Source organism: Sphingorhabdus rigui, assembly GCF_014196595.1.
Lineage (GTDB): Bacteria > Pseudomonadota > Alphaproteobacteria > Sphingomonadales > Sphingomonadaceae > Sphingorhabdus_B > Sphingorhabdus_B rigui.
In genome coordinates this window covers 642,436-664,045 of the sequence record NZ_JACIEA010000001.1, presented here as the reverse complement: position 1 = coordinate 664,045, position 21,610 = coordinate 642,436, and the positions used below count along the sequence as shown (strand labels likewise).

Annotated in this window: 17 protein-coding genes; 6 read left to right on the top strand and 11 right to left on the bottom strand. The window is 56.1% G+C overall.

What is annotated here, in order from left to right; all coding sequences use genetic code 11:
- Positions 1 to 42: 42 nt before the first annotated feature.
- The 3 genes from GGR91_RS03080 to GGR91_RS03070 are packed head-to-tail and all read left to right on the top strand — an operon-like array spanning position 43 to position 3,261.
- Positions 43 to 1,320, top strand: a complete 1,278-nt coding sequence (locus GGR91_RS03080) for an efflux RND transporter periplasmic adaptor subunit (protein ID WP_183939941.1) — start codon at positions 43 to 45, stop codon at positions 1,318 to 1,320.
- Positions 1,301 to 2,014 (top strand): ABC transporter ATP-binding protein, encoded by a 714-nt coding sequence (locus GGR91_RS03075; protein ID WP_183939939.1) that lies wholly within the window; start codon positions 1,301 to 1,303, stop codon positions 2,012 to 2,014. The genes GGR91_RS03080 and GGR91_RS03075 overlap by 20 nt, the downstream gene beginning before the upstream one ends.
- Positions 2,011 to 3,261, top strand: a complete 1,251-nt coding sequence (locus GGR91_RS03070) for an ABC transporter permease (protein ID WP_183939937.1) — start codon at positions 2,011 to 2,013, stop codon at positions 3,259 to 3,261. The genes GGR91_RS03075 and GGR91_RS03070 overlap by 4 nt, the downstream gene beginning before the upstream one ends.
- Here the strand turns inward: GGR91_RS03070 and GGR91_RS03065 are convergent, their stop codons facing one another.
- From GGR91_RS03065 to GGR91_RS03030, 7 genes are all read right to left on the bottom strand, one after another.
- The gene (locus GGR91_RS03065) at positions 3,262 to 5,376 is read right to left on the bottom strand and encodes an outer membrane beta-barrel protein (protein WP_221204208.1); all 2,115 of its coding nucleotides are present in this window, start codon (positions 5,374 to 5,376) and stop codon (positions 3,262 to 3,264) included.
- 515 nt (positions 5,377 to 5,891) lie between these two features.
- Positions 5,892 to 6,761 carry a UTP--glucose-1-phosphate uridylyltransferase GalU gene (gene galU / locus GGR91_RS03055; protein ID WP_183939932.1) on the bottom strand — a complete coding sequence of 290 codons (870 nt, stop codon included), beginning with the start codon at positions 6,759 to 6,761 and terminating at the stop codon, positions 5,892 to 5,894.
- A gap of 31 nt (positions 6,762 to 6,792) precedes the next feature.
- Positions 6,793 to 7,332 (bottom strand): peptide-methionine (S)-S-oxide reductase MsrA, encoded by a 540-nt coding sequence (gene msrA / locus GGR91_RS03050; protein WP_183939930.1) that lies wholly within the window; start codon positions 7,330 to 7,332, stop codon positions 6,793 to 6,795.
- Between the two features lie 4 nt (positions 7,333 to 7,336).
- Positions 7,337 to 10,405: an efflux RND transporter permease subunit gene (locus GGR91_RS03045; RefSeq protein ID WP_183939928.1), complete on the bottom strand. Its 3,069-nt coding sequence runs from the start codon at positions 10,403 to 10,405 to the stop codon at positions 7,337 to 7,339.
- A 3-nt stretch (positions 10,406 to 10,408) separates the two neighbouring features.
- Positions 10,409 to 11,443 (bottom strand): efflux RND transporter periplasmic adaptor subunit, encoded by a 1,035-nt coding sequence (locus GGR91_RS03040; RefSeq protein WP_183939926.1) that lies wholly within the window; start codon positions 11,441 to 11,443, stop codon positions 10,409 to 10,411.
- A 119-nt stretch (positions 11,444 to 11,562) separates the two neighbouring features.
- A complete protein-coding gene (locus GGR91_RS03035) occupies positions 11,563 to 12,519 on the bottom strand; it encodes a M48 family metalloprotease (RefSeq protein ID WP_183939925.1) in 957 nt (318 codons plus the stop codon).
- Positions 12,516 to 13,472: an L-threonylcarbamoyladenylate synthase gene (locus GGR91_RS03030; protein ID WP_183941529.1), complete on the bottom strand. Its 957-nt coding sequence runs from the start codon at positions 13,470 to 13,472 to the stop codon at positions 12,516 to 12,518. Before GGR91_RS03030 ends, GGR91_RS03035 begins: the two co-directional genes overlap by 4 nt.
- 54 nt (positions 13,473 to 13,526) lie before the next feature.
- On the opposite strand from GGR91_RS03030, the gene GGR91_RS03025 reads away from it, so the two are divergent.
- Both GGR91_RS03025 and GGR91_RS03020 read left to right on the top strand, forming a co-directional pair.
- Complete coding sequence (locus GGR91_RS03025; RefSeq protein WP_183939923.1) at positions 13,527 to 15,263, top strand: acyl-CoA dehydrogenase; 1,737 nt, start codon at positions 13,527 to 13,529, stop codon at positions 15,261 to 15,263.
- Entirely contained in the window at positions 15,260 to 16,072 is an 813-nt protein-coding gene (locus tag GGR91_RS03020) for an ATP-binding protein (protein ID WP_183939921.1), read from the top strand. Before GGR91_RS03025 ends, GGR91_RS03020 begins: the two co-directional genes overlap by 4 nt.
- Before the next feature lie 9 nt (positions 16,073 to 16,081).
- Here the strand turns inward: GGR91_RS03020 and GGR91_RS03015 are convergent, their stop codons facing one another.
- Both GGR91_RS03015 and GGR91_RS03010 read right to left on the bottom strand, forming a co-directional pair.
- Complete coding sequence (locus GGR91_RS03015; RefSeq protein ID WP_183939918.1) at positions 16,082 to 17,404, bottom strand: PQQ-dependent sugar dehydrogenase; 1,323 nt, start codon at positions 17,402 to 17,404, stop codon at positions 16,082 to 16,084.
- An 11-nt stretch (positions 17,405 to 17,415) separates the two neighbouring features.
- On the bottom strand, positions 17,416 to 17,601 hold the full coding sequence (locus tag GGR91_RS03010) for a hypothetical protein (RefSeq protein WP_183939916.1): 186 nt from the start codon (positions 17,599 to 17,601) through the stop codon (positions 17,416 to 17,418).
- Between the two features lie 177 nt (positions 17,602 to 17,778).
- On the opposite strand from GGR91_RS03010, the gene GGR91_RS03005 reads away from it, so the two are divergent.
- Positions 17,779 to 17,988, top strand: coding sequence for a hypothetical protein (locus tag GGR91_RS03005; protein WP_183939914.1), 210 nt, complete (start codon positions 17,779 to 17,781; stop codon positions 17,986 to 17,988).
- Between the two features lie 9 nt (positions 17,989 to 17,997).
- Here GGR91_RS03005 and GGR91_RS03000 read toward each other — a convergent pair whose 3' ends face one another.
- Together GGR91_RS03000 and GGR91_RS02995 are read right to left on the bottom strand one after the other, a co-directional pair.
- Positions 17,998 to 20,967 carry an L-glutamate gamma-semialdehyde dehydrogenase gene (locus GGR91_RS03000; protein WP_183939912.1) on the bottom strand — a complete coding sequence of 990 codons (2,970 nt, stop codon included), beginning with the start codon at positions 20,965 to 20,967 and terminating at the stop codon, positions 17,998 to 18,000.
- A gap of 167 nt (positions 20,968 to 21,134) precedes the next feature.
- Positions 21,135 to 21,512: a glycine zipper 2TM domain-containing protein gene (locus GGR91_RS02995; RefSeq protein ID WP_407698385.1), complete on the bottom strand. Its 378-nt coding sequence runs from the start codon at positions 21,510 to 21,512 to the stop codon at positions 21,135 to 21,137.
- Between the last annotated feature and the right edge of the window lie 98 nt (positions 21,513 to 21,610).

Sequence of the window (21,610 nt, the reverse complement as noted above, 5' to 3'; positions counted from 1 at the left end):
CACTACATATACAGTGACGGAAGACAATTGAGGGCGGGTCGGATGTTTGAAACAATACGGGCTTGGGTGAAACGGCACCGCGTCTGGTCAGCGATTATCGCGCTTGTACTGCTATTCATTCTCTACCGCATCGTACGCCCTACCCCGCATGACTATGAATATGTCAGCGAGACCGTCACGCGCGGCGAAGTTTTGCGCAAGGTTTCGGCCAGCGGCAAAGTTCGCGCGCTGAACACAATCAAGGTCGGCACCGAGGTGTCGGGACAAGTGACCAAGGTCTACGTCGATTTCAATTCGCCGGTTAAGGCAGGCCAAGTCCTTGCCGAGATCGACTCAACCCGCGTGCGTGCGCGCGTGCAGCAGTCCGAAGCACAAGTTGCACTTGCCCGCGCCGGTTTACAGCAAACGGTTGCCAATGTTGCCCGTGCGCGGTCGGAGCTTGAGATACAGGAACGCGATTTTGCGCGGCAACGGGCGCTGGCGGAACGCGGCTTTGTGTCGAAGGCAGGCCTCGACATCGCGCAAAGCAAGCTTAACAGCGCGCGCAACGCCTTGCAGGTTGCACTGGCGCAAACGCAAAGCGGCAATGCACAGATCAGCCAAGGCACGGCGGAGCTTTCGTCAGCACGGCTCGATCTGAACCGCACCGTTATTGTCGCGCCTGCCAGCGGGGTCATCATCAATAAACTTGTTGAACCCGGCACCACCGTCGCCGCCAGTTTCCAAACGCCAAACCTTTTCGAAATCGCGGCCGACACCACCAAGATGCAAGTCGAGGCATCGGTTGACGAAGCAGACATCGGCCAGATTATCGAAGGCCAAGATGTGACCTTCACCGTCGACAGTTACCCCAATGATATATTCCGCGCAAAAGTCCGACAGGTCCGCAAAGCTCCGGTGGAAACGCAGAATGTGGTCAGCTATCTCGTCATCATCGACGTGGACAATAAAGATGGCAAATTGCTGCCCGGAATGACCGCGAATGTAGAAATCATCACTGGCGCAAAGGCCAATGTGTTGCGCGTGCCAACCAACGCGCTTCGCTTCCGTCCCAAATTGGCCGACCGGGGCGAACCGAAAGAAGAAAAGCCCGGGGCACCCGAAAAAAAGCAAACGCCCAAGCCTACATTGTATCTGGCAGGAACCGATCTGTATCGCCCGGTCAGGAAACAGATTCAGATCGGCTTACAAGGTGACGATTATACCGAAGTGACTTCGGGCATCAAAGCGGGAGACAAAGTTCTCGTCCGGACAAAATCCTTGAAGCCGAAACCCAAAACCGACGACAATGCGGACGAAGATGACAGCGCCGCTTCTTGAAACGCATGATCTGGTAAAAGATTATGTGATCGGCGGCGAGGTTCTGCACGCGGTCAACGGCGTTTCCCTGACCATAAAGCGTGGCGAGTTCGTCGCGATTATGGGTGCCAGCGGCTCGGGCAAATCGACGTTCATGAATATGATCGGTTGTCTGGATATACCCACATCGGGCACCTTGTTACTTGACGGCATCGATACAAAAACGCTCGACAGCGACGCGTTGGCTGAAATCCGCAACCGCAAAATTGGCTTTGTGTTTCAACAGTTCAACCTGCTCGCCCGCACGAGCGCGTTGGACAATGTGGCGGTACCGCTCATTTACGCTGGCCTTGGCTATACCGAACGCCGGGAACGTGCGCAGGCGAAGCTAGAGGCGATGGGGCTTGGTAACCGTTTGCAGAACACCCCTGCCAAGCTGTCGGGTGGCCAGCAACAGCGCGTTGCCATCGCCCGCGCGTTGGTCACCGACCCCCTCATGCTGCTTGCTGACGAACCAACAGGCGCGCTGGATACCCAGACATCGCTCGATATCATGGGTATTTTCCAGAAACTCAACGACGAAGGCATTACCCTCATCGTCGTCACGCATGAGCCCGATATTGCCGAATATGCCGAACGACGGATTGTCTTTCGCGACGGGCGGATCATTGAAGACGCTGCGGTCAAATCGCGACGCCGCGCGGTTGCCGGATGAGTAAGCTGCTAAACTCCATCGCTGGCTGGGGCGTCAATATTGCAATTGCGATGACGGCGCTGCGCACCAATTTGATGCGCTCTATCCTCACCACGCTTGGCGTGATGATCGGGGTATTCTCCGTCATCTTAGCGGTAGCGGTGGGCAATGGCGCACAGGTTTCGGTGACGCAGCAGATCGCGACATTAGGTTCGAATATGGCCATCGTCGTGCCGCAGCCCGACAGCGGCAGCGGCCCGCCGCGTTCCACAGACCGCGGCCGCTTAACCGAGCGCGATGGCCGTGCCATTTTGCGGCAGGTATCGGGCGTGAGCGCTGTTGCACCCCAGATCCGCAGTAGCGTGCAACTGGTCACACCGGGCCGCAGCGCTACCACACAAGCGACTGGCGCCACGCCTGAATATGGCATTGTGTCCAACGTCGCTGCGTCCGAAGGCCGTTTTCTGACCGATGGCGATGTCGGTGCGGCGGCACGTGTTGTTGTGATCGGACAGACGGTCGCGGACAAGCTGTTCGCGGATGCAAATCCTGTAGGCGAAACCGTGCGCATCAATCGCGTCCCCTTTAAGGTCATCGGTTTGCTCGAAAGCAAGGGCAGCAATTTGGGTAACGACAATGACGACCAAATTGTGGTGCCGATCACGACGCTGCGCCAGCGGCTGCAGACGACGGCGATGCAGGGACCTGACGATGTGACACTGCTGTTCGTCGGTTTCGAGGATGAAGATTCACTGCTCACGGGGCAGCGGGAAATCAAACGCATGTTACGCGACCGCTACCGCGTACCCAAAGGAAGGATTAGCCCGTTCACTGTGCGCACAACAACGGAAATCGCGGAGACGACCGGTCAAGTGACGCAGATTTTTCAGGCCGTTTTGGTCGCTATTGCATCCATATCGTTGCTGGTGGGCGGGATCGGTATCATGAACATCATGCTGGTCAGCGTTACCGAACGCACGCGGGAAATTGGCCTTCGCATGGCGCTGGGCGCAAAGCGCAGCGACATCCGTAACCAGTTCCTCGTTGAAGCCGCTGTGCTGTGCGTCATTGGCGGCGCTATCGGCCTGACATTGGCGATCCTCGCCGCCGCGATATTTCAGCAAGTGGCCGACTTCCCGGCCCCCGTCGGGTTGGACACCGCACTAATGTCTGTCGCGTTTTCGGCAATCATCGGCATCGTATTTGGCGGCTACCCCGCCATCAGGGCATCACGTCTTTCGCCGATTGAAGCGTTGCGCAGCGAATAATCAGAATTTCCCGGACAACGACAGTTGAAACAACGGATCCAGGCTGCGTTTCCGGTTCACGATCTGATCAAAGCCTCCAGACGCCCGCGTTCCGGCATAAATAAACCGGTCCCGGTGCACTTCTGCCATGTCGGTCACTTGGAAACGCAGTGTCCCTAGGCTGAACTTGCTATATTCAATAAACACTGTCGATCGCGTGCCCTCGTGCTGACGCCTGATCTCGTTGAAGAAATATGCGTAGTTCGGTTCCTGCACACTGAAGGACGCGCCGTAAACCAGGCCTAGGTCAGCCATGTCATAACGGATATCCCATTGTTGGTGCCACAATGGACGGTTGGACATGCGACGGTTCAACCCAGTGACGGGGTCGGTCACTTTGCTGCCGTGGTAATGTCCAATATATTTCGCTTCGATGCCCGCGAACCCAATGGGCTGCGTCAACCAATCCAGCGGTAATGTTATCTCCAGCTCGGCATTCCATCGCTTGCTTTTGCCAATGTTCCCGGTGCCATCAAATTGCGCGGTGATGGCTCCATTGCTGTCACGTATCGTGATGGGCACAAGGTCTTGGGTATCGCTGACCAACTGGTAATCACCACGGAACTGAATGCTGCCGCGTTCCAGAAACTTGTGACGGATGAGACCCGAGACAGTCGTTGTTTTTTCGGGGACAAGATCCGCATTGCCAGCATCCACCTGATTTCCGACGGTCACATCGACCGACGTGGCAAACTCATTGAAGTTCAGTTGGGCAACCTGACGTTCGGCGCGCAATTCCAAAGTGGTTTGCGGATTGATTGTCCACGTCGCAATCGCGCGGGGCTTGATAAATTGAAAGCTCCGCTCCGCTATACTGTCACCCGACAAGGTCAGTTTGGAAAATTCGGCAATTGCGCCGGCTTCAACTTTCCATGATGGGCCAAGCGTCCATACGTCACCGACAAATGGTTCAAACCGCGTTTCTTGAACGAGGACATCTGATGCCGGGAAACTGGTCACCGCACCGGCGACCGAATTGGCGACGCTGAAACGTGCATCAAGGCGATTATAAGCGATCTCAGCGCCGAATTGGACGGCATGCCTCCTGGGCCCGCTCCAGTCATTCTGGATGCGCATAACGGCTTCTGTGGGCTTGTTACGGCTGCGCGTTTCAAACAAAGTCACCGGCTGCCCCATGCGGGCAATTTCGATGCTGCTATAGGCGCTTTCGTGCCCTGATCGATACAGCGCGACAATTTTGGTATTCGTCTTGGGCAAGGCAGAAAATTCAATGTCACCGCCGACTTCATAACTTATGTCGCTAACGGGGCCGCCACGCAGCAAAAACTCATCAGCGGTGTCCACACCGGAGCTATTGAAATAGTCCGCCTCCCGAATGTCGAAACTGTCATCCCAGCGCACTTGGCCATTGAGGTTGACCTTGCTGCCGCCCAATTTGGTCTTGACGGCGCCGCCAAGGGCAGCTTGGTCATGGCCGCCCTTGCCATTGTAATAGCGCCGTTCAAGCAAGACAGCCGATCCCGTCTTAAAATCTTCCGGGCCAAATCCGTAGACCCGTTCAGAGTAAGATGACACGTTCAGTTCATAACTTGTTTCGCCCCGCCGCAGCGTCGCCGACGCGTTGACTGACGGCTGAAAACCATAGCGGGTTCCCGCGATGATCGTCCCTTCATAGGTGCCGTTGACCTTTGCAGTCCGCTTACGGACGATATTTATGACTTGCCCTTGCCCCTGCGTTTCGGTGTCCGCGCCCGCCTGCTCAGACAACTCGATATATTCGACCTGACTTGCCGGAATCCGAGACAGCGTCGTCCACACGTCATCGGACTTTGTAGATGGCCGGTCTCCATCGATCAGAACATTGCCAGCATTTTCGCCAAAGCCGCGACGCCCTTCACCTTCACTGATGGAAAATCCAGGGATGCGCTTCACCATGTCCAGCGCGGTAACGGGGGCGTAGGTGGTGAAAAAATCGGGTGTGAATTGCCGGCTGCCGGCCCGAACTGAAGATGCCTCGGCATTTGCGCCGCTGTCATTGGCAACAGCTTGAGACGGTACAGTCATCACAGCCATAGCCGACGTCAACAGTGCCAAACGTAGTTCAAAAACGCGCATTAACCCTCCACGAGACCCGCGGGTGTCTTCCCCATCGGTCTATGCGGGCGCCTTAACCGTAAGCAGGCCTCAGGCGAAAGCTGCGTTCGACCAAAAAGCTTAACAATCGACGAGATACAAAATTTCATTCAAATCGGCCGTTTGTCGACAGCCATTACCAGTTGGCAGACAAACGCGTTTACCGTGCGCGATCCTGTTCGCGTTCAATCTGATCGCTCAGGTCCGCTGCCTTTTCGCAGGCGTCTCTATCACTGTCAGCACAGCGTTTGCGCGCCTTGGCACGTTTACGGCTGAGCTTCCCCAGAGCTTCTTCGTGTTTCCGCAATTTACGGCCGCGTTTTTCATCAGATTCCGATTGGCTGGTCGTCAAAACATCGACCGTCTTTGAAACGGCTTTCATCGGTGCGTTCGCAACATTCGAAACGATCGAAGCAACGCATCCTTGGAGGAGCACACACAGCAAAGCACAAATAATCAAACGCATTTCGAAAAACCCAATATCCCGCGCAACAGGCCTATTTTAAAAGATTGACCGCAATGGCGCGAACTTCATCGGCCATATCCGGCCTTTGCAGCGCTAACGCCAAGTTGGCTTCGATGTAACCTACTTTTGATCCACAGTCGTAGCGATTTCCGTCAAATGTGACGGCATGAAAAGGTTGCTTACCGAGCATCTGCGCCATGGCATCGGTTAGCTGTATCTCGCCACCAGCGCCTTTTTCTTGGCCTTCCAAAATATGCATCACTTCAGGCTGAAGGATGTAACGGCCTGAAACGATCAGGTTCGATGGCGCGTCCTCAACCTTTGGCTTTTCAACGAGGCCGAGCACCTCAGTAATCGCGCCACGCGCCGCGCCGGGCGCAATAACGCCGTAGCTTGATACCGCGTGCCGGGGCACTTCAAGCACGCTGATGACGTTGCCGCCAATGTTCTGATAAGCGTCGACCATCTGCTTCATGCATCCCGGTGATCCGTGCATAAACTCATCAGGAAGGAATATGGCGAAGGGCTCATCACCAACGATGTCGCGCGCGCACCAAATTGCGTGCCCAAGTCCCAGTGGTTCCTGCTGCCGCACATACACGCAGTTGCCCGGTGTCAGGCGTGAGCTGGCCAACACCGATGTGTCTTTGCCACGCGCCGCCATTGTGTGCTCAAGCTCGAACGCGATATCGAAATGGTCTTCAATTGCGCTCTTACAGCGACCCGTCACGAATATCATCTGCTCGATACCCGCTTCACGCGCCTCATCGACCGCATATTGGATGAGCGGACTGTCGACTATCGGCAGCATTTCTTTCGGAATGGCCTTTGTCGCAGGCAAAAAGCGGGTGCCGAGACCCGCGACAGGGAATATGGCTTTTCGAACAGGTTTATGTGTCATGACGTATACTTAACGCGCCAATCTGCATTGTCTATGCGGAGTCGGCTAGCCGTTCGGCAAATCCCTTTTTCAGCTTTGCAAGCTTGGGCGGAATGACAGCCAGACAATATGCGTTCCGCTGGCCTTCACCCTCCCAATATTCCTGATGATAATCTTCTGCAGGATACCAGGTCGCAGGGCCTTCAATCGCGGTGACAATAGGCGCGGGCCAGTCCGCCGCGGCTTTGGCGATGCCTGCTTCAGCGGCAGCACGTTGATCATCATTCAACGGGAAAATTGCCGACCGATATTGCGTCCCGACGTCATTCCCCTGACGGTTTAATTGCGTCGGATCGTGCGTTGCAAAAAATATCTCCAGCAAATCGGCATAGCTGATGACTTCGGCGTCAAAGGCAATACGGATGGCTTCGGCATGCCCCGTTTGACCGCCGCAAACCTCTTTATATGTGGGATCAACTGTAGTCCCACCAATATATCCGCTTTCGACGCTGTGCACGCCGGCCAACTGGCCAAAAACAGCCTCCGTGCACCAGAAACAACCGCCGGCGAAAATCGCTTCATCATGTGACATGTGCTTATCCTTGAACTTGAATGGAATCTGGCGCCTTCGCGACGTCCCCGCGTACGACCAGCAAATACATGGCTGGTGTGACGATACGTGATAGCACAGTCGAAGAAATCAACCCCCCGATCAATACGATCGCCAGTGGCCCATAAAGACTACCGCCAAAAAGTGCGAGTGGCATAAGTCCGCCAATGGCCGTTACCGATGTCAACAACACCGGAAGGAAACGTACCTCTCCGGCCTTTTCAATGGCTTCACGTAGCGCATAGCCGCTGGCGCGCAATTGGCTGGTAAAATCGACGAGCAGGATCGAGTTTTTAATTTCAATCCCGATGAGCGCGATAAAACCAATGACTGCTAAAAACGAGAGGTTGTTACCGGTAACAAGGAGCGCAATAAGGCCACCAAACGTACCCAACGGGATAACGCCTGCGACAACCAATGCCTCTTTGAACCGTCCAAATTCGGCCACAAGAATGGCGAAGATGCTAAATAGGGCAACGATGACAACCGGACCAAAACCGGCGAATGTCTCATTGATTTTTTCCGCCTCACCGCCGACCGCAATACTATATCCGGGCTTAAGGGGAATGGCGTCCATCTTCTTCTGCGCGTCCAGGTTCACCTTTGAAATGACCGCACCGTCGGATACCTGCGCGGTCACGCTGACATTACGTTGCAGATTATAGCGGTAGATGGCAGCTGGCGTTGATTCCAAGGTCGGATTGGAAATCTCCGCCAACGAAACCGCCTGTCCGCTTCGGTTGGACACATAGATGGATTCCAACGCCGATATGGGCTGGGTATCGGTAAGGGGGTGCCGCACAATGATGGGATAGCTGTCACCCTCCTCGTCCCGGAATGTGCCCGCACGCTCACCGCTGATGGCTAGTCGGACCGCCCGGCGTGCGGCGCCTGCGGGCACTTCAAGCAGGGCCGCTTTTGCGTCATCGACCCGGATATCAAGGTCAATGCGGTCAAAGGCAACTGGGTTGTTGACGTCTCGGGCCCCGGGCGTTTCGCGCAGCGCCATCTCCATTTTGGCGGCAATACGTTTGAGTTCGTTTTGGTCGGGCCCATATACCCGGAATTCGACAGGCGCGTTTATCGGCGCTCCGTTTTGGAACAATACCAGCTTAATGCGCGCGCCAGATATCTCGTCAAATTTCTTACGCAGCCGGTCGACCATCGCGCGGGATTTGGACCCCTCCCAATTGTCCATGATAGCCAATACTTCGCCATGAGTCGGGTTTTCGCCGCGTTGGAAAACATTGTAAAAGACAGGCGGATTATATGCGCCGACATTTTCGGCGCGGACTTTAATCGCGGGCTCGGTCTTCAAAATCTCGGAAACTTGCCGAACGATGCGACCCGTTTCTGCAATGCTGGCGCCTTGTTCGGATTCCACCGTGACGCGAAAATAGGACGTGTCCGCATTTGGAAACAGGCTGAAACCGAGCAATGGGATGAAAAGAAATGCCGCGCAGGTGACCGCAAGGGCGCCCCACACCGACCGCCGCGGTCTATCCAACGCCCAATGCAGCAGCGGGTGATAAAATTTGTCAATCTTCAGCATCAGCCACTGAAGTAATGGGTTGCCGCCCTCATGCTCTTCCCGCTTCAAGATACGACTGGCAAGGAACGGCACAATAGTCAGCGATACGATCATCGAGGCGGTAATCGTTGACACGATAGTGCCGATGAAGCTTTGGGTGAATTTACCCGCCCCCTCCGGCAAAAAGAAGAGCGGAAGGAAGGCAAACACCAAAACACCCGTTGATCCCAAGACCGCCATGGTGATTTCTTTGGTGCCGTCGATAGCCGCTTGGTTCCTGCCTTTGCCCATCCGCAAATGTCGCGCGATGTTTTCGACAACGACGATTGAATCGTCCACCAGCAAACCAAGCGTCAGAATAAAGCCCGCGACCACAAGCTGGCTGAGGTTAAATCCATATGCCGAAATCGCCAGCAATCCCGAGGCAACCGACAGCGGGATCGATATCATCACAATCACCGACGCGCGCCAGCCCAATGGCAGCAGCGTGATCAGCACCAAAAACAACGCAAGGGTGAAGTCGCGGGCAAGTTCCTGAAGACGCTTGCGAATATCCCGGCTTTGATCAAACTCAACGACAGCCTTTATATCGGGCGGAAGCAGCTTCTTTTGAATCTCAAGCTCTTGGATTAACCGATTGCGAAGCTTCGTCGCGTCCGTGCCCTGCTTTTGGTTGGCCGTAATGAATACCCCGCGTTGGCCATTATGGCTGACCTTTACGCGCTGTTCGGCCGATCCCATTTTAATGTCTGCAACATCGCCGACGCGCAATAAGGTTCCATCATTGGTACGGATGGGCAAATTGCGTATGCGATCAAGGTCGCGAAACGCGCCCCCTGCTTCGATGTTAAAACGGCGTGCGCCGCTGGTGACGGCACCGGCTGGCACATCAGCCCCAGCCAGACGGATTGCGTCAACCACGGCGCTTGCGGGAATGCGCAACTCGGCCAAACGTCCCGAGTTGATGGCGACGGTTATTTCGGGTTGAGGCAGCCCATAAATTTCGGACTGCCGGACTTCTTTGTAACGCCCCAATGCTTCGCTGATATCCCGCGCATATTTTTCCATACGGTACCAACTGGCCGTCTCGCTGAGCAACGCGATTTGCAGAATGGATGCATTCGTCGTTCGAATTTTTTCGAACTGCAGCTTTTGCAAATCGGCCGGGAGTTGGCTGCGGATGGCCGTTACTTCGCGAACGGTGTCGTTGAAATATTGATCAGGGTCGCCCGACCAGTCGAATTCCGCCCGAATGACGGCGTTGCCATCGCTGCTGGTCGAATTCACGCTTTGAACGTCTTCCAGGCCCTGAACAAGCTCTTCGATTGGCTTGGTAATCGTCTGCTCAATCTCCGCTGCGTCCGCGCCGGGTTGCGCGGCAACGATCGACACGACCGGCATCGAAAAATGCGGATCAACCGCGCGCGGCACTTGCTGGAATGCTGAGAATCCAAGCGCGCACAGCAGCGTAAACAGCACTAAGGTTAATTGCCACCGGCGGATGGCGATTTCGGCGATATGCATCTGTTAAGGCTGCGTCGCGATAATGCGGACAGGCGATCCCGTTCGCAGTTTTTCCAACCCCGACGTCACGATCTTGTCCCCCGGCTTTATGCCACCGGACACAGTCACGAATGTATCAGACACACGTTCAATCGCAACATTGCGCGTTTCGACGCGATTGTTTTTTGCGACAATGTATACAAGGCCTTCTCCGGTGCGGACGCCGAACAATGCGGTAGCTGGAATCTGCAGCAGGTCCCCGCTTTCCATGGCAGGAAGCTTGATATTGGCCGTTCCAATTTGCCCCGAACGCAAGTTTGGGCGCGAGGGCAGCCGGAATTGCACGGTGAACGCGCCCGTTGCCTCATTCGCGCGTCCATCGATTTCCGAAATGGTAGCCGAAACAGGCGCTTCGCCGGACGATTCGATCATGATGTCTGCCGTCATACCTACGCGCAATTTTGACGCGTCACGGTCGACGATGGGGACGCGAAAGACAAAGCCTTCATCTGCTTCACCCAATATGAGCGCGGGCATACCTGCCGCGATAACTTGTCCTGGTTGGACGTTGCGCTGCAGAACGACGCCGCTTGATGGTGCATACAGCTGCGCCGTGCTGCGCGCAAAGCCAGCCTGCCGGACGCGGGCATCAGCAGCTTTTACCGCAGCGTCTGCTGCTTCAAAACGCGCTTTGGTTATCCAACCGTCGGCATATAACGAACGCACGCGTTCAAACTCGGCGCGCGCACGGTCTCTTTCGGCGACGGACACGCTTACGTCAGCGCCAACAGTCGTAGAATCCAACGCCGACAATAATGCGCCGCGCTTTACAAAATCACCTTCTTCAAAGCGAACAACGGCGACTTTTCCGGGGGTGGTGAAGCCAAGCGGCGTTTCGCGCCGATACCGCACCGTTCCCACCGCGCTAATTTCACGCTGAAGGTTTTCCTTTTCCACGGTGAACACGCGCACAACCTGCGCTGTTTCGACCGCAGCCTTTTTGCTGCCCGATGCCTCACCACAGCCGGCAAGTGCAACAATCGGCAAAAGCCCAATCAAGATTCGCTTCGATGTAGGCAATTTGCTCTCCCCTGCACTGCTATACATCACGCGATAGGCCAGAGCGCGCTGGGATGAAATAGCATTTTGATATGCAACTTATTTTCTAGGGTCAGGACCTAGTTCGACAGACGCAACAGAGGCGGTGACCGAAGACCGTTTCGTGCATCAACCTGCATCATGCCGACAATTTCCGCCTGCATAAGCATTTGCCGATTGCGCCAACGCAAGTGGCTTCCGTCCGGAAAAATGCCAAGGCTGGTTTTGCGGCCAAATCGCTCAATGAAACGCACCGCTGCCGCCGGATCATATCCCGCGTTCTGCATCAACCAAACCGAAAGGCGGTCTGCTTCTATTTCTGTCGTGAGAACCTGCTTTTTTGCACCACCTGTTGCCACCAACCTATCCCTGTGCCGAAGCAAATTATGCGCCATTTCGTGCGCAACCACCGCCGCCAGCTCTGCATCATCCGCAGCAGCAAAGGTCATCAGCCCTTGGGTAACGCGCACGGAAACACCATCTGCGCCGGCGTCCAACTTCGTCTTGGTATCCACCCAAAATTGTGACGAACATATGGCGGACGGTTGCAACTTCACTTGTTTGGGTCCAGCTGCCGTCTTCATGGACACGACCGCCGTTCCGGTTTTGGCGAAGGCGGCCTCTAAAAGGGTCTGTATTTTCGCAACCCGCGCCGTTGCGCGCCCATTCTTCACGATGTTAGGGCCAGTCACGTCAATGCCGTCAACCGCCGTAATGCCATCGCCCGCCTGAAGCCCTAGCTGCGCGGCCCCGCCACCGGCCACAACCGACGAGATCGCCACCGGTGACCGAAAAACGAAAGCTGTCTTTGCGAGACCGTTGTCGGGATATTGGGCTTCGTCATGCAATACCCAGCCGGGGCTTAATGTTTTTCGGTCGCAAAACGGCACATTTGCTAGGGCAAGCCGATAGCCGATGGTCGCCAACCGAAGATCTTGCTGGGCCAACGCTTGGTACGCCGCCACATCTGCAGGCGCAGCGGCATCACTTGGGGTTATCCATGCCGCCATCAACAGGATGCCCGCAGCCCACTTCACGGGATCGATGCCCGTTGCAGCCGGTCGTTAATCGCGACGCCAATCCCTTCGTGCGGTATCGGCGCGACCGATATGGATAATGCGGCGCTCGCATCGGCCCTGTGTAGCGCGTCAAACAGATTGGCTGCGGCCTGCGCTAGGTCTCCGGACGCGGACAAATTATCATTGCCCTCCATTGCCCCGAACCCGATATGCCATTCGCCGGGTTCTGGTTGGATCGCGTTTAAGCGCAAAAGCTTTGACGGTGCATAATGGCTCGCCAATTGCCCGGGCGCTTCAATATTATTGCCCGACGGCTTTAAGGGGCTAGTCCTTAGAACCAGCTCAATATCCGCGGCGGTGACTGGACCCGGTCTCAATATCTGCCAACCATTGTCACGTACGGCAACAATGGTGGATTCGAGTCCCGCAGAACAAGGCCCTCCATCCAAGATCATCGGAACCGCACCGCCAAGCCCCGCAAGCACATGTTCGGCACGGGTCGGGCTAATACCGCCGCTTTTGTTTGCGGACGGCGCTGCAATGTTCAGGCCGGTTTTTTTAAGCAGTGCCTGCATGACGGGATGGGCGGGGCAGCGTAATGCAATGGTCGGCAAACCAGCCGTAACGGCACCAGCGATGTCGGCATCAGCCCTGAGGGGCAGCACAAGCGTAAGCGGCCCCGGCCAAAATGCCTGCGCCAATTGATGTGCCATCGGGCTGAATTCAGCCAAATTTTCGGCGGCTAATTGGTCGGCCACATGCACAATCAACGGGTTAAAGTCTGGACGCCCCTTGGCCGCGTAGATCTTGGCCACCGCATCGGCATTGCTGGCGTCCGCCGCGAGGCCATATACCGTCTCGGTGGGAATCGCGACGATTTGACCGGAACGCAAAAGCTCCATCGCGGCCGTTATTGCAGCGTCATCAGCGGGCAGGACCCAGCCATTCCCCAAGGTATTTGAGCCAAACATCATTCGCGGCTATAGGCCTTCGTCGACACGATTTAACAGGATTTTTTATTGATCATGGCCTTTTCTGCACCCGTTACTGAACAAGCATTTGTCCTGAAGCATATCGTAGGTATCGAAGCCTTGTCGCAACATGACCGCTTCGCCGACGCCACACCCGATATGGTGCAAGCGATTGTGGAAGGCATTGGCGCATTTGCCGAGGGCGAATTTGCCCCACTCAACCGGATAGGCGACACCGTTGGTGCGCGTTTGAAAGATGGCAAAGTCGTCATGCCCGAAGGTTTTGTAGCCGCATACAAAGCCTATGTGGCCAATGGCTGGGGCTCGATAAACGCGCCGTCGGCGTTCGGTGGCCAGGGCCTGCCATTTTCGATGGCGACCGTTGCGCTGGATTCCTTGGGCGCAGCAAACATGGCATTTGCCCTGTGTCCGATCCTGTCCGTCGGCGCGATCGAAGCCATCAACCACCATGGGTCAGACCGGCAAAAGCAACTGTTCCTGCCAAAACTATCAACTGGCGAATGGTCAGGCACGATGAACCTGACAGAGCCACAGGCAGGCTCCGATGTCGGCGCGCTGAAATCGACCGCGACACCGCGCGGCGATGGCACCTACCAAATCAAAGGCACCAAAATATATATCAGCTTTGGTGACCATGATATGGCCGAAAACATCGTCCATCTCGTGCTGGCACGCACGCCCGATGGCCCGGCTGGAACCAAGGGCATTTCGCTGTTTCTGGTCCCGAAATATCAGGTTGCCGAAGATGGCAGCTTTACCAAAGCGAATGATATCAAGGTCGTATCAATCGAACATAAGATGGGCATTAATGCCTCCCCAACCTGCGTGCTCGCTTTTGGCGAAGAGGGTGAATGTATTGGCGAATTGATCGGCCCTGAATTTGGCGGAATGCGGGCGATGTTCACGATGATGAATAACGCGCGGCTAAACGTAGGGTTGCAAGGCGTTCAAATCGCCGAAGCGGCAACGCAAAAAGCCATCTGGTTTGCCCGTGAACGGGTTCAATCGGCCAAAGCAAGCGGCCCGTCGCGCGAGTCCGTCGCGATTGTCGAACATCCCGATGTCCGCCGCATGCTGCTCCGCATGAAAGCGGGCACGCAAGCGATACGGGCCTTGCTCTATCTGGCGTCGGGCTATGTTGACCGCGCCACGCTCGGCGAAGCTGGGGCGCAGGAGATGGTTGATCTGCTGACGCCGCTGGCCAAGACCTACGGCACCGACATGGGCAGCGAGATCGCCTCGCTGGGTATTCAGGTGCATGGCGGAATGGGCTTTGTTGAGGAAACCGGCGCAGCCCAGTTTTATCGCGATATCCGTATTGCCGCGATTTATGAAGGGACCAACGGCATTCAGGCCGCCGATCTCGTCGGGCGTAAACTCGCGATGCAAGGCGGCGATGTCATTCGGAACCATCTCGCGGCCATTTCGCAAGACGCCAGCGACCAACCGGGCCTTTCGGCATTGAGCGCGGCCTGCGCTGAAGTGACAGAATATATGTTGAGCGCAAGCGTGGATGATCGCCTCGCGGGCAGTTACGCCTACACCAACATGATGTCCGTCGTGACCGCAGGGTGGCTGATGCTGAAGCAATTGCAGGCGGCTCAAACAGAAATCGACGCCGGAGATACGAGCCCGTTCCTGAAGGCCAAAATTGTCGCCTGCCGTTATTATCTGGACGTCATGGTTCCCGAAGCCTTTGCTTTCAAAGGCAGCGCAATGGCCGGTGCCGACTTGCTCTACGCATTGGATGCCGAGGATTTGGCGGCTTGAACGACCACACACTCAAACGCATTGCTGAGGCGCTGGAGCGGCTATCACCGCCGCCATCGCCACCGACGGACCTATCGTCCCGTCCGGCCTATCATTGGAACGGCACGGCATTGGCGCCGGTGCACGATTTTAAGCCACTGCCGCTTGACCTGATCGTTGGTATCGACCGGCAAAAAGCCGACCTGATCGAAAACAGCAGGCGGCATGCTTCGGGTGCTGCAGCGCATGATGTCCTTTTGTGGGGTGCACGCGGGATGGGGAAATCTGCCCTCGTCAAATCGGTGGTCGCGGCGTTGCAAGAAGAAGGCTTTTTCATTGCGCTTGTCGAGGCAGCGGCGAACCAAATCACCAGCATGCCTGCGTTATTCGACGAGCTTGCTGCATCAGGCCGCCGATATCTATTGTTCGTGGACGATATTTCTTTCGAGCCCAATGACCAAAGCGCGCGTCTGTTGCGGTCGCTGCTGGAAGGCGGCGTTGAAGCCCGCCCGAACAATGTCCGCTTGTGCGTGACGTCCAACCGCCGGAACATCGTTGAAAGAGAAAATGGCGCGGATCCGGATACGGGCGGACGCGATGCCATCGACGACAGCCTGGCGCTGGCGGACCGGTTTGGCCTTAAGCTCGGTTTTCAATATCCCGATCAGGATGCCTATCTGAAAATGGTTGGCAGCTACGCGGCGCATTTCGACCTCGATTGGGACGAGGCCGATGCCTTAAGTTTCGCGCAAAGCCGTGGCGGCCGGTCGGGCCGCATAGCATGGCATTACACAGTGGAACTTGCCGGCCGCGCGGGCCGACGGATTTAGGTCCTGACCCTAGCTTTTCGCCCGAACCCGCCAAACAATATTGCCCACATCGTCGCTGACCAAAAGCGAACCGTCCTTTGCGATCACAACCATCGTTGGCCGCCCCTGCGCTTTGCCGTCTTTGTCCAGGAACCCAGTCAAAATGTTGACCGGCTTTCCTACAGGCTCTCCTTTTGGAAAGGGCACGAAGATTACGTCATAACCAGACACAGGCTTGCGGTTCCAAGAGCCGTGGCGCGCAACAAACGCACCATCGGTCAGTCCAGCGCCCAATTTACCCTTATAGCCAAAGGCAAGGCCCAAGGGGGCCGTATGCGCACCCAAGGCGTAATCAGGGCGGCGTTCATATTCCCGCTTTTCTGGTTTCGGTGGTGAAACGCGGTGATCGGTGTACCCACCCCAATAATGCTGCGGCCATCCATAATCGGCACCAAATTCCACAAGGGCAAGATAATCGGGCACCAGATCCGAACCAAGCATGTCGCGTTCGTTGACAACCGTCCACAGGCGTCCACGGCTATCCCAATCGAGGCCGACGGGGTTGCGCAAACCGATGGCATATGGAATTTTCTTGTCCTTGGCGATGTCATATTCGAACACCATCGCGCGGCCATTTTCGGACTCTATCCCATGTTCAGCAATGTTGCTGTTTGACCCGACCGAAATGTAGATCTTCTTTCCATCGGGCGATGCGGCAAGGTTACGCGTCCAATGGTTGTTTGGTGCCTTTGCATTAAACTTTGTAAGCTCTTTACCCTTCGCGGTAATTTGCGTGTCGCCTGTCTTGTATGGAAAGGCCATCAATCCATCGGTGTTCGCAACATATAAAGTATCGCGGATCAGCACCATGCCAAATGGCGAGTTCAACCCCGTCAGGAACGGTGTTTTCAATTCAGCCTTGCCATCTCCATTGGCGTCACGCAGCAATGTGATGCGGTTGGCAGACGGCACACCAGCGCCAGCCTTGCCCATCAGCCATTTCATGACGAACCCTTCAATACCGCCGGATTCGCGCGGCGGAGAATTTGTTTCGGCGACGAGAACGTCACCATTGGGCAGGACATACATGTTGCGGGGATGGTCGAGACTTTCTGCAAAGCGCTCGACAACCAGACCCGGCGCAGCAATTGGTGCTTCGCCGGCTTTCCAGCGGTCAACCTCAGCAACCTTAATGGTCGGGAAAATCTGTTCGCGGCCCTCAGTGATATTGGGCTTAGGCCCGGTCACTGCATCCAACGGCAATTGCGCGACGTCAGGTCGCGTAATGTACCACACGCCAGCAAGCGCCAACGCGATGAATATCAACACAATGTTGCGAACATGCTTCCACATTTTTCTGACCCCTATGTGCTTCGTTTACGATCAAACAACCATATCGCCACCGCGATCAGGCTACCGATTGTCATACCGATAACCAATCCGGCGGATGGTTGATCCAGTGCGACGCCCAAAATAGCGCCGATTAACAAACCGAGAGCGACGAAAATACCGCCGGCAAGGCGGGGCTGATTGTTTTGTGTTTCAGACATAATCGCTCTTTGCCACCAAGTGCCGCAGCCTAGCAAGCCCGATGTTCATGCTTAACGTGCGCTAACCAATTGCTTTGACGGAAACGCGACACGCAATTTGTAATAAGGCTTTGCAGATGGGCCAATCCTCCCAGGCCCGTCTGCGCCCCAAAACAACCATCGAAAGCCGCTGTCTCTATGTATCTGCCGCCCTATGTCGAACCGCGCGATGTTGCTGAAGCCAACACATTAATGGACACATTCGGCCCAGAAGCGGGCATGGAAGCCGCCGAACGCGCGATAAAGAGCCGTAACGTTGGCAATCATCTGCATTATTGCCGCTGGCGCCAGATCGAACGCCTCATCATCATGCTGAGCGCGCGTACAACTTTGGGAACCATTCACTGACGGTGAAGGTCAGCTATCGTCCTCAAGCGACAGCAACGATGCGTTGCCGCCCGCGCTTGTTGTATCGACCGATGTCGTCCGTTCGGCGCAGAAGCGGTACAAATAATGCGGTCCGCCTGCTTTCGGACCAGTGCCAGACAATCCTTCACCACCAAATGGCTGACTGCCCACCACCGCGCCAATCATCGACCGGTTAATGTACAGATTGCCAACGCGGGCAAGGTTTTCGACCAATGCACTGCTGCCCGCAATCCGGCTGTGAAGCCCCATCGTCAGACCAAAGCCCTTGGCATTCACCCGCGCGACTGTCGCCTCAAGTTCGCCAGCCTTCCATGTTGCAACATGCACCAATGGGCCAAACCATTCGCGGTTCAGATCGTCGAGATTGTCCAGGCGGATAACCGTCGGCGGCACAAACAGGCCTTGGGCTGGAACGTCTATCGCGTGAACTATTCTGTCCTTCACCTCGGCCCGATAGGCCATCAGCTTGTCATAGGAATCCTGATCAATGACGGGTCCGATGTCGGTAGCGGGATCAGCCGGATCGCCAACGTTCAACATGTCCATGGCGCCGCGCAGCATCTCAAGCGTATGTTCTGCGATATCCTCCTGCAGAAGCAACAACCGCAACGCCGAACAACGCTGGCCCGCCGATTGAAAACCAGAGATGATGATATCGCGAACGACTTGCTCGGACAAAGCCGTGGAATCGACAATCATGGCGTTCAAGCCACCCGTTTCCGCAATCAGTGGCACCAATGGCCGCGCATCATCAGCGAGCAAATTGCGCGCGATGGCCTTTGCGGTGGGAACGGACCCAGTAAACACCACACCCGCAATGCGGACATCGGCGGTCAAAGCAGCGCCAACATCGCCACCGCCAGTAACAATCTGTAGCACATCTTCGGGAACACCCGCTTCATGTGCCAGCGCCACTGCGAATTGCCCAATGGCGGGTGTTTGCGGGGCAGGCTTCGCGACCACGGTATTGCCAGTGACCAATGCTGCGGCCACTTGTCCCAAAAATATAGCCAGCGGGAAATTCCACGGCGCAATCGCAACCCAAACGCCCCTGCCTTCGTGCCTCAGAATATTTCGTTCGCCCGTTGGGCCGGGCAATTCCACAGCGCACAAATCGGTACGTGCGCGCGCGGCATAATAACGGCAAAAATCAATCGCCTCGCGTACTTCGGAGAGCGCGTCAGGGATGGTTTTGCGCGCCTCTTGCACCAAAATAGCCATTAACCGGCTGCGGTGCGTCTCAAGCAGGTCGGCCAATCGTTCCAAACAGTCCGCGCGTTCGTCCAATGGGGTATTTGACCATGCAGGATAGGCGGCAAGCGCCTTGGTCACCGCACCTTCGGGGGCAACTGTTGTTTGCTTGTCCAATTGAACCGGGCGCGCGATCTGGGCTGCCGTTTCCTGCAGGATCACCGCATCATCAAGGTCAATGCCAATGCTATTCGTCCGCTCTGGCTGGAAAAGATCGGCAGGCGCTGCGATCGCCGGATGCCCTGTACCACCAACAGCCATGATTTTCTCTACCGGATCTGCGAGTAGCTCGTCCTCACTGATGGATTGGTCGGCCAGTTGGTGCACGAAACTGCTGTTGGCGCCATTTTCCAGCAATCTGCGGACCAGATAAGCGAGCAAGTCGCGATGTCCGCCCACCGGCGCGTAGGTGCGGCACTGATAGCCTTCTTCGCGCACAAGACGTTCAAACAGTCCTTCGCCCATTCCATGCAGGCGTTGAAATTCAAAATCGCGATTGTTCCCCGCCCATTGCAAAATCGTCGCGACGGTAAGCGCGTTATGCGTTGCAAATGCGGGGCGAATTTTGGCAGCTTCAAACATATCTTTGGCGCACGCAAGGTAGGATACGTCCGTTGCCGGCTTGCGGGTAAACAATGGGAAGTCGGTTAGCCCGCGTTCCTGCGCATGTTTGATCTCGCTATCCCAATAGGCACCTTTGACGAGGCGCACTTGCATGATGCGGGACGTGTCATGGCCCAGTGCGTTGGCCCATGCGATGACGGGACGGGCACGCTTGGAATAGGCTTGCACTGCCATGCCTAAGCCATCCCAGCCGCGCAGTGCACGATCACGCGCGACGCGTTCAATAATGTCGAGGCTCATTTCGAGCCGCGCGGCTTCTTCGGCATCAATGGTGAGTTGCACGCCAAGCGCGGCGGCGGAACGCGCCAATTGCGTAATCATATCGGCCAGTTCTGGAACGCATGTTGCACTCTGCGCGGTTTCGTATCGCGGGTGCAGCGCCGACAATTTTACAGAGATACTATGACCGCGCGCCGCATTGCGACCGACGGCTGCGATAGCCGCGGCGTAGGATTGGAAATATCGTTCTGCGTCATTTTTGGTGCGCGCAGCTTCGCCAAGCATATCGAAACTGGCGGTGAAGCCGCGGTTGTCTTTTGATTCCATCCGCTTGATGGCTTCGTCAATATCGCGGCCCATCACGAAAACTTGGCCCATCAGCCGCATCGCCGCGCCAACGGCCTGACGCACAAATGGCTCGCCTGCCTTTGCAATCAGGCGCTTCAACGTGCTTGTGCTGTCGCCCAGAACGGCTTTGCCCAGAACAAGTCCCCACGTCGCGCTGTTCACGAGCAAGCTTGATGACTGCCCCTTATGGTTGCCCCATTCCGCTTCCGTCAGCTTGTCGGCAATTAATAGATCAGCCGTCTGGGGATCAGGCACGCGCAAAAACGCCTCTGCAAGCGAGAGCAGCGCCGTGCCTTCCTCTGTACCCAAGCGATATTCTTGCAGAAACTGGTTCACCCAACCGTCGGCTTGCACCTGGCGCAAATCGGCCAAAAGGCTCCGCGCGGTGCGCACAACTTCAGCGCGCGCTGTGCCATCGACAGTGGCGGCGACCACCAATGGGGCAAGCACTTCTGGTTCAGACTTGCGATGGAAGGGCCGGATGGCGGTTCGTGCGGATTCGAGTGATGAAGTCATTGCGGCGCTTTGCCGGATAAAGCGCAGGCAGACAAGTTTCAGTTGAAACGAAAATGCCAGCCCTCGGTTGAAGGCTGGCGGATTACATTCAGGCTCAAGCCTAACATTGGGTTCCGCCCGGATGTGAATGAGGTTCAGGGATCACATCCGGACGAAAGGCTGATATTTTAACGGTAGCGGCGGCAATTGCTGTCCGACTTGTCGATTGCACGACCGGCCAAGGCACCGACGGCTGCACCAATGATGCTGCCTTCGGTTTTGTTACCACGACGGGAGACTTCGTTACCAAGCAGACCGCCTGCAACTGCACCAATGACGGTACCGCCCGTACCCTTGTCGCAACGCGCATTGCCGCGGTAGGCATTGTTGCGATAATAGCGGTCGCCACGACGATATTCACGACGGTCATATCGGTCATAACGGTCTCCGCGGCTGTAATAGCCATCATCATTGCCATGACGGGCGAGAACTGGCGTTGCGGAAAATCCGGTTACGGCCGTTGCTGCAAGTACCAGTGCACCGATGCTTTTTTTCAAATTTCTCACGTTCGATACTCCTTTGGTTTCAGGCTAGGCCTGCCTTGGACAATTCGGCGATTTGCTTTGCCAATAATTGCCTTATGAAGATGCGTGATTGACCGAAT

What these genes read in the sequence shown, in the direction of transcription:
- GGR91_RS03080 (WP_183939941.1), top strand. Translation starts at nt 43, where the DNA reads ATGTTTGAAACAATACGGGCTTGGGTGAAACGGCACCGCGTCTGGTCA.
- GGR91_RS03075 (WP_183939939.1), top strand. Translation starts at nt 1,301, where the DNA reads ATGACAGCGCCGCTTCTTGAAACGCATGATCTGGTAAAAGATTATGTG.
- GGR91_RS03070 (WP_183939937.1), top strand. Translation starts at nt 2,011, where the DNA reads ATGAGTAAGCTGCTAAACTCCATCGCTGGCTGGGGCGTCAATATTGCA.
- GGR91_RS03065 (WP_221204208.1), bottom strand. Translation starts at nt 5,376, where the DNA reads ATGCGCGTTTTTGAACTACGTTTGGCACTGTTGACGTCGGCTATGGCT.
- galU (WP_183939932.1), bottom strand. Translation starts at nt 6,761, where the DNA reads ATGACACATAAACCTGTTCGAAAAGCCATATTCCCTGTCGCGGGTCTC.
- msrA (WP_183939930.1), bottom strand. Translation starts at nt 7,332, where the DNA reads ATGTCACATGATGAAGCGATTTTCGCCGGCGGTTGTTTCTGGTGCACG.
- GGR91_RS03045 (WP_183939928.1), bottom strand. Translation starts at nt 10,405, where the DNA reads ATGCATATCGCCGAAATCGCCATCCGCCGGTGGCAATTAACCTTAGTG.
- GGR91_RS03030 (WP_183941529.1), bottom strand. Translation starts at nt 13,472, where the DNA reads ATGTTTGGCTCAAATACCTTGGGGAATGGCTGGGTCCTGCCCGCTGAT.
- GGR91_RS03025 (WP_183939923.1), top strand. Translation starts at nt 13,527, where the DNA reads ATGGCCTTTTCTGCACCCGTTACTGAACAAGCATTTGTCCTGAAGCAT.
- GGR91_RS03015 (WP_183939918.1), bottom strand. Translation starts at nt 17,404, where the DNA reads ATGTGGAAGCATGTTCGCAACATTGTGTTGATATTCATCGCGTTGGCG.
- GGR91_RS03010 (WP_183939916.1), bottom strand. Translation starts at nt 17,601, where the DNA reads ATGTCTGAAACACAAAACAATCAGCCCCGCCTTGCCGGCGGTATTTTC.
- GGR91_RS03005 (WP_183939914.1), top strand. Translation starts at nt 17,779, where the DNA reads ATGTATCTGCCGCCCTATGTCGAACCGCGCGATGTTGCTGAAGCCAAC.
- GGR91_RS03000 (WP_183939912.1), bottom strand. Translation starts at nt 20,967, where the DNA reads ATGACTTCATCACTCGAATCCGCACGAACCGCCATCCGGCCCTTCCAT.